Genomic DNA, 15,084 nt, shown 5'->3' on the forward strand with positions numbered 1-15,084 from the left:
AATGATGATTCCTGTGGCGCAGTGTAACCAGATAGACTGTACTTCGCGCCCTTTAGGATGCAACAGTGCGTTCTAAAACCCTAGAAGATTTAGGTCAAAGTGCATGAGATAAAGTGATTTGATCCAACATCAGCGCGCCACTGGCCTCCAATGCCGTTTTTGCAAACGGGTCGCCTTGGTAAACAGACGCCGATGGGTCTGGTTCGCCGCGCTCGGATAAGGTGTTGATCAGGCTGTTTAGGTAGGCAAAATCACCTTGATTCTGGTTATTTACAGACGCATTCAAGCGCTCTACCGCCTCTGCGGTGTGGTATTGATTAGGGTCGGGATAGGTAACGGCCGTAGGCAGCTCAAATCCCGCTCCATGCCCGGCCGTTGACTGAGCACCGGATTGAACCTGAAAAGCGGATTGGGAGTTGGACTGGTAGTGATCGATTAAGCTGATCAGCAACGCAAAGTCCGCACCATTGGTCGAACGTACCGCCGAGGGCAATGCCTGGGTAGTCGACTCAATGCGGTTTAATGTGCTGCTGTCTACGATCATAAAACCATAAATAATAAAGAAACGAGGGTCTTTATAGGTTTTCGGCTAAGCCTTGGTAAACTTGATCGGATTAAGCGCCCGTTTCGGGTTTGTACTCAATGGAGATGACATACCACACGGCGTCGCCTTCAGGGGTGCGTACCACCGCTTCATCGTCGACTTCTTTTTTTAGAAGGGCGCGCGCCATCGGTGAGTCGATCGAGATGTAGTCATTGTGACCAAAGATCTCATCGTAACCGGCAATTCGAAAACGCTTTTGCTCGCCCTCTTCGTTTTCAATCTCAACCCATGCGCCAAAAAACACCTTCCCTTCCTGCTGCGGCGAATAAGGCACAACTTTAAGCTCATCAATGCACTTTCGCAGGTAACGTACACGACGGTCGATCTCACGCAGGCGACGTTTATTGTATTGGTAATCCGCATTTTCGCTTCGATCACCTAAACAGGCCGCCCATGTGACTTTACGGGTGGTTTCCGGCCGTTCAACACGCCAAAGGTGATTGAGCTCTTCTTTTAGGGTGTTCATCCCCTCTGGGGTGATTAACCGTGTTCGCATCGGGATCTCGATTGTTAAAAAAGCTAAGTGTACTCTCAGCCTTTCATAAACATCAGCTATTTAGGCAATCTTACGCGGCTGCTCGCACGCTTTAGGCAGGTGCCAGCACTCCCCAACACATTCACGAAACAAACTGATCAACGGGTCATGCTTTCGACGCGCATTGGTCACAAAGTTAAGCGCAATGCTTGGAACCTCCCCCTGCCATATCGTCGCAACGCCTTGCGCCTCAAGCTGCTCGGCGGTGTCTTGTCGAAGAATCGATACACCCACCCCTGCCTTAACCAAAGCCACCACCGCATCTTCGGTATCCACCCACGTCAGTTGACTGGGTTGCGTTGGCTGACCTTCGAAAAGCTGTTCACAAATCACATAGAAGGGGCAGTTTTTTGAGGTATATATCCAAGGCAGATCCGCCAAAAGGCTCTTAGAGGCCAGTTCTGCTTGTTCAAGATTAAGCGCATTAGGAATCACCACCTTAAGAGGCACTTGTGAAAGCTCATCAATGCTAAGCTCGCCACTTTGCTTGGGGCCAAAACTAAAGCCTGCATCAAGCTCCCCGGTTCTTAATGGTCTTGCGATCACAGCACTGGAGGTCTGATAAAAGTGCAGCTCCAACTGGGGGCATCGGGCTTTCATTTGCTGGTACAAGGCACCGGTCATCATAAAATCGTAATCGGTGTGAATGCCGATTTTAAGCTCCCCAACGATCTCATCACGAAGCGCTTGTGCACGCTGCTGCATCTTCTCGGCCGCTTGCAAGGTCATAAGCGCATCATCATAAAGACGTTTACCTGCGGCGGTTAACAACATCCCCTTGGTAGAGCGCACAAACAACTGAACCCCTAAAAACTCCTCTAGGGCTTTAATCTGAGCACTGACGGCAGGCTGACTGGAAAACAGCACTTCGGATGCACGCGTTAAATTGCCGAGCTCGGCCACTTTGACGAATGATTTTAATTGGTAAAGCTCCATGCCATGCACCTTGAGTCAAAACTGTGTCATCAAAATTCGTGTAAGGCTTGATTAAACCACAGAGTGCAGCCAGTGATGATCAGAATTTCTGAGGGCGGCGTTCAAAAGGAATGATTAGATTCATAAAGTGACAATGAAGAGACTGTGCAGATAGGACACATTAAAAGGCACAGATCATGAAATCGCTCACTTCCCAAACCCCATATGCTGACGACGCCAAGACGCTTCAAAGTGACTCGAAAAGCTCGGATAGCACTCACGCTCTGAAAAAGTACCGCCGACAGCTCATTAAACAGCTGAGGATATGGCACCAACGATACAGAACCCGCAAGCAGCTGGCGCAGTTAGACACAGTTGCGTTAAAGGATATCGGTGTTTCGCGAAGTGAAGCGATAAAAGAAGCGCGAAAATGGTTCTGGCAAAATTGAATAGACTATATTCAATTCACAGATATTTAAAGAAGCACTTGAGAAGATAAGGATAAAATAAGAGAAGATGTGTTCAGGATGGTGGGTCGTATAGGATTTGAACCTATGACCAATTGGTTAAAAGCCAACTGCTCTACCACTGAGCTAACGACCCGTCCTGAAAAAATAAAAGTGGTGGGTCGTATAGGATTTGAACCTATGACCAATTGGTTAAAAGCCAACTGCTCTACCACTGAGCTAACGACCCACACCTGAAGTTGGCTCCTCGAGCTGGACTCGAACCAGCGACCAATAGATTAACAGTCTACTGCTCTACCAACTGAGCTATCGAGGAACTTCAGTATCCTTTAAATGGCGGAGGGGCAGGGATTCGAACCCTGGGAGCCTCTCGACTCGCCGGTTTTCAAGACCGGTGCTTTCGACCACTCAGCCACCCCTCCAAAGGATGGCGCGTATTTTATAGACCTCAGGAAAAGTGTCAACACCAGAATTCGAAAAAAACGCAAAAAAGTGAAAAAAAGTGACATTCTTTCCATTTCTGTTCAAAAAACAGTCACTTACTGACGTTTTCGGTCAGATTTTAAACAAAAAAAGCGCTGTCATCACAGCGCTGTCATATTGGCTACACCATCGTGTATGAACTGTATGGCCAAGGCGGCCAGCAACACCCCTAAGAAGCGTCTTAAGATGTCATCGCCGGTTCGGCCAATCACTCGTTTTACGTAGCGAGATAAGATCATGAGGATCAAGGTCGTCATCGCGATCGACAAGATCGCAACGGTGATCGACATTTGCGTCGCCGGGCTATTGGCATTCGAAAACAGCAGGATCGCCAAGGTTAATGAGCCAGGGCCTGCCAACATAGGAATCGACATAGGAAACACCGCAATATCACGACGCTCGGTCGTGCTGGTGTATTCAATGTCTTTCGTAATCATATGGAAGGCGGTATAGAAGAGTAAGATCCCTCCCGAGATGCGAAGTGCATCAATCGAGATGCCGAGCTTATGCAACAGCGGCTCACCAAAATTACCAAACAGTATCAGCAGTGCTGACGAGATCAACGTCGCTTTCAAAGCCATCTTAAATCGATGCGCCGTGTCATCCGGTGGGGTTAACGAGTGAAAAATCAGCGCCGCGCCAATTGGATCGATAATGACAAACAATGCGATCATCGCATTAAGATAGATGGCAATATCCATCAGCCAAACCTCTAAGCAGTCTTGGAATTCGTAAAAATGGAGAGCGATGGTAGTACGAATATGAATAGGATGCGAGGGGGCTGTCGCCAGAAAGAAAAAAGCCGGCAGGTGCCGGCTTGTGTTTGATCATTAGTCCCGTCTGTGTCTGGCTGATAAGTGCTTACTTTTCAGCTTCGGTTAGGTATTTATCCAGACGATTCTTTTTCATCACAAGCGTCGCTTTAAACGCTTCTGAGTTTGCTTTGATCTCGTCAAGGTTTGTAGGGTTACCCGCTACAATCACACCGATCATCGACATAGGCTGATGCGGAGCGCACTTGTAAACGTATACGCCTTCTTTATCAACTGTGACTTCGATCTCTTGACCAATCGCACCTTTCCATGGAGTCGCTCCCTCAGGAATAAGTCCTTCTACAGACTCACTGTTATGACCAGGGTTTGTTGAAATAAACTTCACAGTATCGCCAACAGCAACGTGAACGACAGCAGGTTCAAACACCATCATGCCGCCTTCACCTTTGTTTTTCATTTCAACTGTATGCTCTGCGGCCAGAGCAACGTTCGACATCAACAACAAGGCCATCCCAACTGAACGCAACTTCATATTCACCTCGGTTTTTTGTTTGAATTAGTACCTCAGTACATAAAACACCATAGTCGCGATCTGGGGTATTCGCCTTTGCGTTCATCACGGAGGTAAAACTACCTTCCTTGGTAGTAGTCTTTAAGATGCAAATAACCCTACATATTAGGGTAGTTTGGCCCACCGCTGCCCTCTGGGGTTACCCAAGTGATGTTTTGCGATGGGTCTTTAATGTCGCACGTTTTGCAGTGAATGCAGTTTTGAGCATTGATTTGTAAGCGATCTTCACCTGCCTCCGAGACCACTTCATACACACCAGCAGGGCAATACCGTTGGGCTGGTTCATCGTATAAAGGCAGGTTTTTTGTGATCGGAATCAGCGCATCTTTTAACGTAAGGTGACAAGGCTGCTCCTCTTCGTGATTGGTGTTAGACAAGTACACCGAACTCAATTTATCGAAACTGAGCGCCCCATCGGGTTTTGGATAATCGATCTTCTGTGCTTGGGATGCAGGAACCAGTTGCGCGTAATCTTCCGTTTGATCACGCAAAGTGATCGGTAAGCGCCCTTTAAACCAACTCTGATCCAAGTAATTGAAGATACCGCCTCCCCACATACCGAACCGGTGTAGGGCTGGACCAAAGTTACGTGCTTGTTTGAGCTCTTCATAAAGCCAGGATTGCTCAAACGCGGTTTCAAAGTCGTGGAGTCGATCCCCACCCTCGGCACCGTTCATCAGAGCGTTCGCGATGCTCTCCCCCGCCAATAAACCGCTTTTCATTGCGGTATGTGTGCCTTTTATCTTGGCAAAGTTCAGGGTACCTGCATCGCAGCCAATCAATAACCCACCCGGAAAGACCATTCGCGGCAGCGCATTAAAACCACCTTTAGCGATGGCTCGAGCGCCATACGATAAACGAGTACCGCCTTTTAGCACCGAGGCAATCAGAGGGTGATGCTTCATGCGCTGAAACTCATCGAAAGGGCTTAAGTGTGGGTTGCTGTAGTTCAAATCCACAATCAACCCCACCACAACCTGCTGGTTCTCAGCGTGGTATAAAAAGAAGCCGCCTTGGGTATCAATATCCAACGGCCAGCCAGACCCGTGAATCACGCGCCCCGGCTCATGCTGCTCTTTGGGGACTTCCCACAACTCTTTAAAGCCTAAACCGTAGTGTTGTGGGTCAGACTCTTTGGCCAGATCAAAGCGTTCGATCAGCTGTTTACCTAAGTGCCCGCGGCACCCTTCAGAGAACACCGTGTACTTCGCGTGCAGTTCAATCCCTTGGGTATACCCCTCTTTGGGTTGGCCCTCTTTATCGAGCCCCATATCTTGAGTCGCCACGCCTTTGACTGAGCCATCTTCGTGGTACAAGATTTCAGACGCGGGAAAGCCAGGAAACAGCTCCACACCCAAAGCTTCTGCTTGCTCAGCCAACCAACGGCATAGATTCCCTACACTGACAATGTAATTGCCATGGTTATGCATGGAAGCAGGGATTAATGGCGTTGGAATCGACCATGCTTTTTCGGCATCGCGCAACAGATACATCTGGTCCTCTTGGACTTGTGTATTCAGCGGCGCACCGCGCTCTTTCCAATCGGGGATCAACTCATCCAAGGCGCGCGTTTCTATCACTGCACCCGAGAGTATGTGCGCCCCCACTTCAGAGCCTTTTTCAAGCACACACACGCTGATCTCTTTATCATTCGCCTGTGCCACCTGCATCGCTTTTATGGCCGTGGATAAACCGGCAGGACCTGCGCCAACGATCAACAGATCCACTTCCATCGCATCACGTTCAGACATAAGTCCTCCTTAAAATTGATCTGGATTCAGAGTCATGATCGCTGCATCACCGGCCAACACGGTGGTATGCAACGCCTGCACTCGGGGTAGCCAATGCACGCAATAGAACGCAGCAAGCGTCTGTTTGGTCTCTAGGAAAGCCGTGTCAGCATCCGCCTCTTGGCGTTTAACCGCCGCGTGCTGAGCTTCATCGATGATCGACCATGCGCCTGCTACAAATCCAAGCAGCATCATTAAATTAACGCCGACAGCAGGCGAGGCCGCAGGATTGGCAAGCACGCTCTCTTTGGCAGACCGCGCCAGCTCAATCGCGTTTTTCAGTTGCAACGCAAAAGGGGCGACCGCTTCATCAAAGGGTTGATCCGTGAAGTGATCGAATTCGTCGAGCAAGGCGGTCAGTGCCGCCCCTTTGTCTTTTAGGAGTTTTCGGCCCACTAAATCCAAGCCCTGGATACCGGTGGTGCCTTCATAAATTGGCAGGATTCGCGCATCACGAAAATGCTGGGCCACCCCCGTTTCTTCGATGTACCCCATGCCCCCGTGTACCTGCACAGCCAAGGAGGTGACCTCCTGAGCAAGTTCGGTCATCCAGCCTTTTACGATGGGCGTCCAAAGCTCTACTCGGGCATGCAGTTCAGGTTGAGTGGGGGCCGCTTTAGAGTGATCGATCGCAAACGAGGCGCGGTACATCACACCGCGCATGGCGGCAACGGCGGATTTCATCATCAGCAGCATGCGACGCACATCCGCATGGGCAAACAGATTCACGCGCTCCCCGCTGGGTAAAGTGCCTTGAATTCGATCATACGCATAAGCACGGGCTTGCTGATAAGCGCGCTCAGAAATGGCAAGCCCCTGAAGGCCTACGTTTTGTCTGGCATCGTTCATCATCGTAAACATACACGCTAAGCCCGAATGCGGAGCGCCCACGAGGTAGCCTATGGCTCCGCCCTCCTCGCCATAGCTCATGACGCAAGTTGGACTGCCATGAATACCCAACTTATGCTCAAGCGATACGACTTTAAGATCGTTGGATACAGACCAAGCGCCCGACTCATCTTGTAAAAACTTAGGCACGACAAAAAGGGAGATCCCTTTCACACCGGCTGGCGCGTCTGGAAGACGTGCCAACACCAAATGCACGATGTTGTCCGTCATTTGATGATCGCCCCAAGTGATGAAGATCTTCTGTCCGCTGATGCGATAATGATCCCTTTCGGGGAGTGCTCGGGATTTAATCGCCGCCAAATCAGACCCGGCATCGGGTTCGGTCAGGTTCATCGTGGCCGTCCACTCCCCCGATACCATTTTCGCCAGATAGGTGTGTTTTAAAGCATCATCCGCATGGCTCACTAGCGCCTCGATGGCGCCTTGTGTCAGCAACGGGCAAAGCGCAAACGCCATATTAGAGGCCTGCCATACTTCATTAACCGCCGTGCTGATCAAATGCGGAAGCCCTTGCCCTTCGAACTCGACAGGTCCGGCTAACGAGGACCAACCGTTCTCGGAAAACTGTTGATACGCTTCTTTAAAACCAGGCGTTTGCTCAACGCCATGCGCGGTCAGTTTCGCGCCGTTTTTATCCCCATCGGGGTTTAACGGTGCCAGCACAGAGCCACCAAAGCGCGCCGCTTCTTCTAAGATGGCAACCGAAAGCTCTTGGGATAAATCCGATGCGCTCGCCACATCGGAGGAGGAAAAAGACAACACCTCGTTGATCAAAAATTGGGCGTCTTTTAAAGGGTATTCATAATGATTCATGGTGGTTCTCCCACCCGATGACGGGTCGATTTTTTATTCTTGTCGATTACCCAAAATCATCGCCTTAAGGGGGCTATTGGCTCAATAACATATCTCACCTAAAACAGTGACATTAGCGCTCACAACCCCATCAAGCCTGATCATACTGCTGCTGATAGGCCTCACTTTTTCGATACTCACCAGGCGTCATACCCGTCCACTTCTTGAAGGACCGGAAAAACGCCGACGGCTCATCAAACCCCATCAAAGAGGCAACATCACTGATCGATAGCTGAGGCGAGTTCATGTAATTAAGCGCCGCCTCTTTACGAGACTCGTCTTTGATTTTTTGATAGGAGGTCCCCTCTTCCAACAGGCGTCGGCGCAATGTCGATACGGACATATGGAGCGCAAAGGCGACATCCTCGGCACTTGGCATCTCGCGGCTAAAATCCTTTCCTAAAATGGCCACCACTTGGGATTTTAAGCTTTTGTCGTCATCCACCATGACCAATAACTGAAACGGTGCGGTTTTTAGAAATCCGTGCAGAGTCTCTTCGTTTTGCACGATGGGGTAATCCAAAAAACGCGCCGGAAACACCAAGGCGTTATCGTGTTGATCAAAACGTACCTCGGAGCGAAACAGGGTTTCGTAATAATCTTGATCGCTAGGTTCAGGGAAGGTGAAGTACGCCGCTTTAAGCTCCAAACGACTACCAATTAGCCAACTGGTAAAGTGCTGCCAAACGGACAACGAGGTACGGATCTGATCAGCGGTTTGCTGTGACAAAATCGCTCGAAACTCATCGTCGCCAATCTCTTGCGTTGGGGCAAAACTGACTTTGGCGTAACGCCCTTTGCGGATCAGTACCGGTTTGATTTTAGAGCCTCGGCAGATCTCATAAAAATCACTGCACCGGCGAAGCGCACGCTCTAGCGTTTTGCAGTGAATAATGGCATGACACATCATGCGGAAAGTCCCGTTCGGTACTTTGCCGCCGCTCAGCATGCCAAAGGACTCATCTTGGGTAATCCAAATAATGTGTTGGTACAACTGCCCAAATTTTTCGGCGGGTAGCTCGGTTAACGCCTCAACCTCGTCGGCGTTCAAACCAACCCTGGCGAGTAACTCTTCCTGATCAAAGCCTTGAAGGCGAGCATTGTTCAGCAGGAATTTCACGTATCCGTTCGGAACCGTGATGGTACGCTCCATCTTGAGCCTCCTGTACGACTGACTGTTTTTGTTATTCTTAATCCCATTTTAGAGCTGATCCGTACAAGATCAATCCCAGAGCAGCACTCATTTGTTAATCAGTCTGGCGGTATTTGTCATTGTTGCTATGCTGGTCAGTGTAGATCATGAAATTGCAAGCTATAATGCCGTCGAAATCCCGAAAACATGGATGTACTGTTTAGCAGCGACGCTGATGGCTTGTAGGAACGCTTATCCCAACACTGGTGTGTTGGATTCGTCTAAACCTCGTTGCTAACAACAATAAAAACACGTTAGGTGAACGAAATGGCAATAAAAATCACGCCCACCCGCGGCGTAAAATCCGCTTCTATCGGAATGCGTCAACTTCTGCCCACGTTGATTGCAGCGACCATGGCATCTCAGGCTCACGCCTTGGAGTTTAGCCTTGGTGAAGTCGAAGGTCGTTTTGACTCTCAGATCTCGATGGGCGCTAGCTGGCGCTTAAATGATCCAGACAGCGACCTGATCTCATCGGCCAACGGTGGCACCGGTGTTGGGTCTGGCAGCTTTGATGACGGCAACCAAAACTTCAAACAAGGGGATGCCTTCTCGAAAACGTTTAAAGGCATTCACGAGTTAACCTTGGATTACCAAAACGTAGGCTTGTTGGTACGCGGCAAATACTGGGCTGACTTTGAACTCAACAGCGGCAAGCGTGCCCACGGCAATACGGTCAACGGTTATCAATCAGGTGACGCTCTGGATGATGACGGCTTCAACGATTACGCCAAGTTCACCGGCGCTGAAATTTTGGATGCGTATGTGTACGGCTATTTTGATGTTGGCTCTATGCCGGTCGATGTGCGACTGGGCCGTCAGGTCATCAACTGGGGCGAAAGTACCTTTATTCAAGGGGGCTTAAACTCCATTAACGCTTACGATGTCAGTGCCTTCCGCCGCCCAGGCGCCGAAGTCAAAGAAGCCTTATTGCCCGCCAATCAGGCGTTTGCCTCCATTGGTTTGACCGACAACTTAAGCTTAGAAGCCTTCTACCAATTTACGTGGGAGCAAACCGTTGAAGAGGGCTGTGGTACTTACTTCTCGGTAAACGATTTTGCCGCCGAAGAGTGTAATGGTATTCGTATCAACTCTTCCGTTTTAGCGGGTATTGATGATTACACCTACTACAACCTTGCGGGTTTAGGCTCGCCATGGTCATTGACCGGTATCAGCCCAGTGGTTGAACGCAACAGCGATGGTGTTCGTGAAGGCAGCGACGATGGTCAGTTCGGTTTAGCGGCTCGCTATTTCTCCGAGTCATTAAACAATACCGAGTTCGGCTTCTACTTCGCGAAATACCATTCACGTTTGCCGGTGGTGAGTGGCGTTAAAACCAATATCAACCCATTGGATTTAGCCGCCGCCGTTACGCCAACCATTCAAGCGGCTGTAACAGCGCAATACGTGGCTGCCGGTGCCGACCTTTCGAACCCACTGGTCCTTCAAGCCTTGGCCGATGACGTCACGGCTGCCGTGACTCAAACAGCAGGAACCGCTGCTCTTAACAGTGAATACTTCACTGAATACCCAGATGACATCAAAATGATCGGCGTCAGTTGGAACACCAACTTAGGCGATGTCGCTTGGTCGGGTGAAGTCAGCCATAAATGGGATGTTCCGTTGCAGATGAACGGCCCTATGTTGGTGGAGTCCATGCTGACGCTCGGCACCGCTGCTGGAAACCCAGCCAATACAGTAGTTCAAAACACGGCGTTTGGGGGTACGATTCAGGGCTACGATACGTTTGATATCACCCAAGTTCAAAGCACGTTCATCAAAACTGTGAACAATGTCATGGGCGCAAGCCGATTGGCCTTGGTAGGTGAGCTGGGATGGACGCACATTCACGACTTCGATGAGGGCTCCAATGCCATCAAATACGGTCGTAGCGGTGTGTATGGTTACTCCTCAACTGACGATGATGGCTTCGTAACTCAAGACTCCGTTGGGTATGTGTTACGCACCTCCTTGTATTACCCAAGTGCCTTCGCAGGCGTTAACTTAACCCCAACCGTGAGCTTTAAGCACGGTGTTTACGGCTATGGCCCACAACCAGGTGCCACATTCAGCGAAGGTCAGAAATCTCTGAACCTAAGCTTGAGTGCGGATTATCTGGAACGTTATTCCGTACAGTTGTCTTACACCAACTTCTTTGGGGGTAAATACAACGAGTTAGAAGATCGCGACTACATCTCATTAAGCGCATCAGTGGCCTTCTAACCGATTTGGAGAACAGTTTATGAAAGCGACGTTTACACGCCATTTGTTAGCCAGCGCTCTGGTTCTGGCGATTGCTCCAGGCGCTGCACTGGCCGCTGTCTCAGCGGATCAAGCAGCCGCCCTTGGCGATACCTTAACACCGCTTGGCGGTGAAAAAGCGGCAAACGCGGCCGGTACGATCCCCGCATGGGATGGTGGCCTATCCGGTGGATCGGAGGGAGTGTACACCGACCCTTACTCAGCCGATCAACCCTTGTTTGTGATCAACGCAAGCAATGCCGATCAGTACAAAGCCAACTTGTCCGAAGGGCAGCTGGCCTTACTGAAGAAATACCCTAACTTTGAGATGAAGGTGTACCCAACACACCGCAGCGCCAAAGTGCCTGAAAAGATCATCTCTGGGACCAAAACTAACGCTACCCAAGCGACGTTGACGGCCGACGGTAATGGCATCTCAAATCTGGTGGAAGGTATCCCTTTCCCAATCCCGCAAAACGGTCTGGAAGTGATCTGGAACCACTTAACCCGCTATCGCGGTGGTTCGGTTGAACGTACCTTTGTACAGGTGCCGGTTCAGGCTAACGGTGCTTACACCGCCGTGAAGATCAACGAAAAGATGGCCTGGCCTGGGTATTTGGAAGAGGGTTACGACCCGAAAACCGATAACAACATCCTGTTCTACTTTGTGCAGCAAGTGCTGGCGCCTGCGCGCTTAACGGGTAACATCTTGCTGGTGCATGAAACGTTGGATCAGGTCACACAGCCACGCCAAGCGTGGACGTATAATGCTGGCCAGCGACGCGTACGATTGGCACCGCAAATCGCTTACGATGCACCAGGCACCGCAACCGATGGCCAACGTACCACGGACAACCTCGACATGTTTAACGGCGCACCCGACCGTTACGACTGGAAACTGGTAGGCAAACAAGAGCTGTACATCCCGTACAACAGCTTTAAGCTGGCGGACCGCGAGCTTTCTTACGCGGACATCCTTCAAGCCGGTCACCCAAACCCAGAGCTTTTGCGCTACGAGCTGCACCGCGTATGGAAAGTCGAAGCGACCTTAAAAGAGGGTGCACGCCATGTGTATGGCAAGCGAACCTTCTATTTTGATGAAGATACTTGGCAAGCCGCAATTGTTGATCACTACGACGGTCGTGGCGAGTTATGGCGGGTCGGTGAAGCGCACGAGCTTCAATACCGCAATGCGGATGTACCTTGGATCGCAGGCGAGATGCTGTATGACCTTCAATCAGGTCGCTACCTAGCCGGTGGTCTCACCAACGAAGAGGGTCAAGGCTTCCTGTTTGGCGAGGTTTTTAAACACAACGACTTTACCCCACAAGCGATTCGTCGCATGGGCCGTTAATACAAACACCCAATCTAAAAACCGGCCACGGCCGGTTTTTTTGTTTCTGATCCACAACTCTTATTGCAATATTCGTTACGTTCCCATCGTTTTTTACAGCGGAATTGGCCTATAATGCTCGTCCATTGGAATGGACACATCGCTCGATAAGGAATATCAAGGAGTTGTATATGGGCATGGATTCGACCAGCTTCAGCATTGAAGCGGCCAAAACGGAACAGGCAAAAGTAAACTCAGTGATTGCCGAAACCGCCCTGAACGGTTCGGAAACCACCGACTTAATCGACCTTAAAACGGTTACCCTTCAAGAAGCACGTAATCAAACACGTGATTTTCAAAAAAACATCGCGACCGAAATCAATGAACTCGACGAGCTGACCAACAGCTTTGGCGAGCATTTCCAGTCGATGCAGCGCCCAACCGCGAAAGAACGCCTGATTGGCTTCTTCTCAAAAAACAAGGCGCAAGCGATGCGCATGGACCGCATTACCGAATCCAGCATCGAGCAAAATCTCGATAACATGCTGCATAAATCCAATGCGATTGAGTCCATTCTTAAAGAGCGCACCCAATTGCTGGAACAACAACTGTTAGCCGGCCTTGAAAACGCCCGTCTTACATCGGAACAACTGCAAGAGGTGGCTAACCAAATCGTTGAGTTTGAAGGCCAGCTAGAAGCCTTACGTGCCCCGATTGAAGCGATCACCGACAAAATCGCGACCGAAGTTGAATTTGAAACGCGCACAGAGCTGCAAAACGAGCTTCAAGAGCGCCTGAACGAGTTCAAAAAAGTCGAGAGCGATGTCGGTGTGGCCCGTACCAAAGCCCAATCTCTTGAGCGCTACCGCGATCAAAACCGCATGAACGTTGACGTATTATCTGATTTGAAAGCGGTCAACGAGTCCTTGATCAATAAACTCAAGATCGATACTCAGCAACGCGCGGTACTCTTTACCTCGTACCAGCATCAGATCCGCACATCCGAGCAACACGAGACAGCGCACAAGCTGAACGAGATTGGTACCAACATCGATAAGATGATCGCCAACAATATGGCCTCCATCGCCAGTGCAGCAAAAAACCGTCATACCGAAATGGCGGAGAAGCACGCCGGCGATATGTTGTTCAACGAAGAGCTGCTCAAGCGTAAGCACGAAGCTGACGAAGTGGTCCGCCGCCGTATGGCGAAGGTGTTTGAGCAACAAGACTCTGGCCAATACTCCTAACGGCCCATCCGGAAAGGGGGAATCCCCTTTCCTTTCTTAGTCTGATTACTTGGATTCATCATGACGACGCGAGTCTTGCCTGCGGGCATCGTCCAGATGCAATCACCTGAGCTGATCAATCATTATCTTGATTGTTTGAGTGATGCGTTTCGCCATCTGGCCACGATTTCAAACCAAGCCATCGATCAATTATCCGAGACCGAGCAGGTCAGTGACATGATCACCCATTTGGAGATTATGGCACTCGGCAGTTTGTTTGCGGCCCTAAAAGATAAATTTCGCTTTAACGCACAACTGCCCGAAATCGACCAAGCCCCGTTATACATGTGCCAAACAGGTTCAGGTATGCCGGCCATGTCGGAACTGCTATCCACACGGAACGCGCGTAAAAACGCCGAAGCGATGCTTGAGAAGCTCGGCCCTGTTGAGAAGACCCAGCAGGATATTCTCCAGAGTATTTTGAGCGATAAGTCACTGCCCTTTAGCCACCTGCATAAGCTCTCGATGCGCCGCTACTATCAGCGCTTAATCGATGATTATGTGTTCAGTGCCTCTCGTGATGCAGTCCTTGAAGCGGAAGACACCCTACCGGATGGCCGCCGTTTGTTGCACTGGTCGGCGTTTGATCCGGAGCTGAATCTGCCGGTCGTGTACTTGGTCGAGTTTCGCTACAGCGGTAAAGAAGAGCTGACCCCACAATCCGAATTACTGGAGTGGTTAAACCAGTACGTTCAAGGCAAAGCCTTCGCCACGTTAAAGCTGGTGCATTTTGCGAAAGAGTTTGATCTTCGCTTTGAAGATGTTCATCCATTATCGATCAAACGGATCATCATGGGCCCTTTCTACATGCACAATGTGACAGAACACAATGATCAGATCGCCCGTATTCTGGAGCCGATCCGCAATCCAAATGATCAATGGCTCATGGTCTGCTCGACCGAAACCTTGCTCTCAAAAGGAGAGCGCACCATTAAAAAAGGCTTCTTTGGATCGCAAATTGAACAGATCTACGATGTCGATCATCAGGACTTCTCGCAGTTTAACGCTGGGGCAACGCGCATCCAGCAAGATGTTTTTTTGCCGTACGAAGCCTACCAAATTCTGCAAGAGCAACCGGATAACCCCATCTTTCAGTACAACAAGTATCTGACGTTTGATCACTAAAAGGCATT

General features: G+C 50.1%; 13 protein-coding genes and 4 tRNA genes. 5 read left to right on the top strand and 12 right to left on the bottom strand.

Features of this window, described 5'->3' with window-relative positions; translation table 11 throughout:
• Nucleotides 1-94: 94 nt before the first annotated feature.
• The 3 genes from ACXAF9_RS05345 to ACXAF9_RS05355 form a co-directional block, all read right to left on the bottom strand.
• The gene (locus ACXAF9_RS05345) at nt 95-544 is read right to left on the bottom strand and encodes a hypothetical protein (RefSeq protein ID WP_475071353.1); all 450 of its coding nucleotides are present in this window, start codon (nt 542-544) and stop codon (nt 95-97) included.
• A gap of 70 nt (nt 545-614) precedes the next feature.
• Complete coding sequence (gene greB, locus ACXAF9_RS05350) at nt 615-1,100, bottom strand: transcription elongation factor GreB (protein WP_475071356.1); 486 nt, start codon at nt 1,098-1,100, stop codon at nt 615-617.
• Nucleotides 1,101-1,160: 60 nt separating this feature from the next.
• A complete protein-coding gene (locus ACXAF9_RS05355; protein ID WP_475071358.1) occupies nt 1,161-2,075 on the bottom strand; it encodes a LysR family transcriptional regulator in 915 nt (304 codons plus the stop codon).
• A gap of 176 nt (nt 2,076-2,251) precedes the next feature.
• Here ACXAF9_RS05355 and ACXAF9_RS05360 point away from each other — a divergent pair, with 176 nt between their 5' ends.
• Entirely contained in the window at nt 2,252-2,503 is a 252-nt protein-coding gene (locus ACXAF9_RS05360) for a DUF1127 domain-containing protein (protein WP_475071361.1), read from the top strand.
• Between the two features lie 79 nt (nt 2,504-2,582).
• Here ACXAF9_RS05360 and ACXAF9_RS05365 read toward each other — a convergent pair.
• The 9 genes from ACXAF9_RS05365 to ACXAF9_RS05405 form a co-directional block, all read right to left on the bottom strand.
• A tRNA-Lys gene (locus ACXAF9_RS05365) sits at nt 2,583-2,657 on the bottom strand.
• Between the two features lie 18 nt (nt 2,658-2,675).
• Nucleotides 2,676-2,750 (bottom strand) — tRNA-Lys (locus ACXAF9_RS05370).
• An 11-nt stretch (nt 2,751-2,761) separates the two neighbouring features.
• Nucleotides 2,762-2,837: transfer RNA gene (locus ACXAF9_RS05375), tRNA-Asn, on the bottom strand.
• A gap of 18 nt (nt 2,838-2,855) precedes the next feature.
• Nucleotides 2,856-2,943: transfer RNA gene (locus ACXAF9_RS05380), tRNA-Ser, on the bottom strand.
• A gap of 162 nt (nt 2,944-3,105) precedes the next feature.
• Nucleotides 3,106-3,705, bottom strand: a complete 600-nt coding sequence (locus tag ACXAF9_RS05385; RefSeq protein ID WP_475071363.1) for a MarC family protein — start codon at nt 3,703-3,705, stop codon at nt 3,106-3,108.
• Between the two features lie 160 nt (nt 3,706-3,865).
• Nucleotides 3,866-4,309 carry a pseudoazurin gene (locus ACXAF9_RS05390; RefSeq protein WP_475071365.1) on the bottom strand — a complete coding sequence of 148 codons (444 nt, stop codon included), beginning with the start codon at nt 4,307-4,309 and terminating at the stop codon, nt 3,866-3,868.
• A gap of 137 nt (nt 4,310-4,446) precedes the next feature.
• Nucleotides 4,447-6,099: an electron transfer flavoprotein-ubiquinone oxidoreductase gene (locus tag ACXAF9_RS05395; RefSeq protein ID WP_475071367.1), complete on the bottom strand. Its 1,653-nt coding sequence runs from the start codon at nt 6,097-6,099 to the stop codon at nt 4,447-4,449.
• A gap of 9 nt (nt 6,100-6,108) precedes the next feature.
• The gene (locus ACXAF9_RS05400) at nt 6,109-7,860 is read right to left on the bottom strand and encodes an acyl-CoA dehydrogenase (RefSeq protein ID WP_475071369.1); all 1,752 of its coding nucleotides are present in this window, start codon (nt 7,858-7,860) and stop codon (nt 6,109-6,111) included.
• 130 nt (nt 7,861-7,990) lie between these two features.
• Complete coding sequence (locus ACXAF9_RS05405) at nt 7,991-9,052, bottom strand: AraC family transcriptional regulator (RefSeq protein WP_475071371.1); 1,062 nt, start codon at nt 9,050-9,052, stop codon at nt 7,991-7,993.
• Between the two features lie 306 nt (nt 9,053-9,358).
• Here ACXAF9_RS05405 and ACXAF9_RS05410 point away from each other — a divergent pair, with 306 nt between their 5' ends.
• The 4 genes from ACXAF9_RS05410 to ACXAF9_RS05425 all read left to right on the top strand — a co-directional run bounded on the left by ACXAF9_RS05410 (nt 9,359) and on the right by ACXAF9_RS05425 (nt 15,076).
• Nucleotides 9,359-11,314 carry a DUF1302 domain-containing protein gene (locus tag ACXAF9_RS05410; protein WP_475071373.1) on the top strand — a complete coding sequence of 652 codons (1,956 nt, stop codon included), beginning with the start codon at nt 9,359-9,361 and terminating at the stop codon, nt 11,312-11,314.
• 19 nt (nt 11,315-11,333) lie between these two features.
• Nucleotides 11,334-12,686: a DUF1329 domain-containing protein gene (locus ACXAF9_RS05415; protein ID WP_475071377.1), complete on the top strand. Its 1,353-nt coding sequence runs from the start codon at nt 11,334-11,336 to the stop codon at nt 12,684-12,686.
• 176 nt (nt 12,687-12,862) lie between these two features.
• Entirely contained in the window at nt 12,863-13,912 is a 1,050-nt protein-coding gene (locus ACXAF9_RS05420) for a hypothetical protein (RefSeq protein ID WP_475071379.1), read from the top strand.
• A gap of 60 nt (nt 13,913-13,972) precedes the next feature.
• Nucleotides 13,973-15,076: a hypothetical protein gene (locus ACXAF9_RS05425; RefSeq protein ID WP_475071381.1), complete on the top strand. Its 1,104-nt coding sequence runs from the start codon at nt 13,973-13,975 to the stop codon at nt 15,074-15,076.
• Nucleotides 15,077-15,084: the final 8 nt, after the last annotated feature.

It is taken from the genome of Neptunomonas sp. ABH4_499 (genome assembly GCF_056160565.1).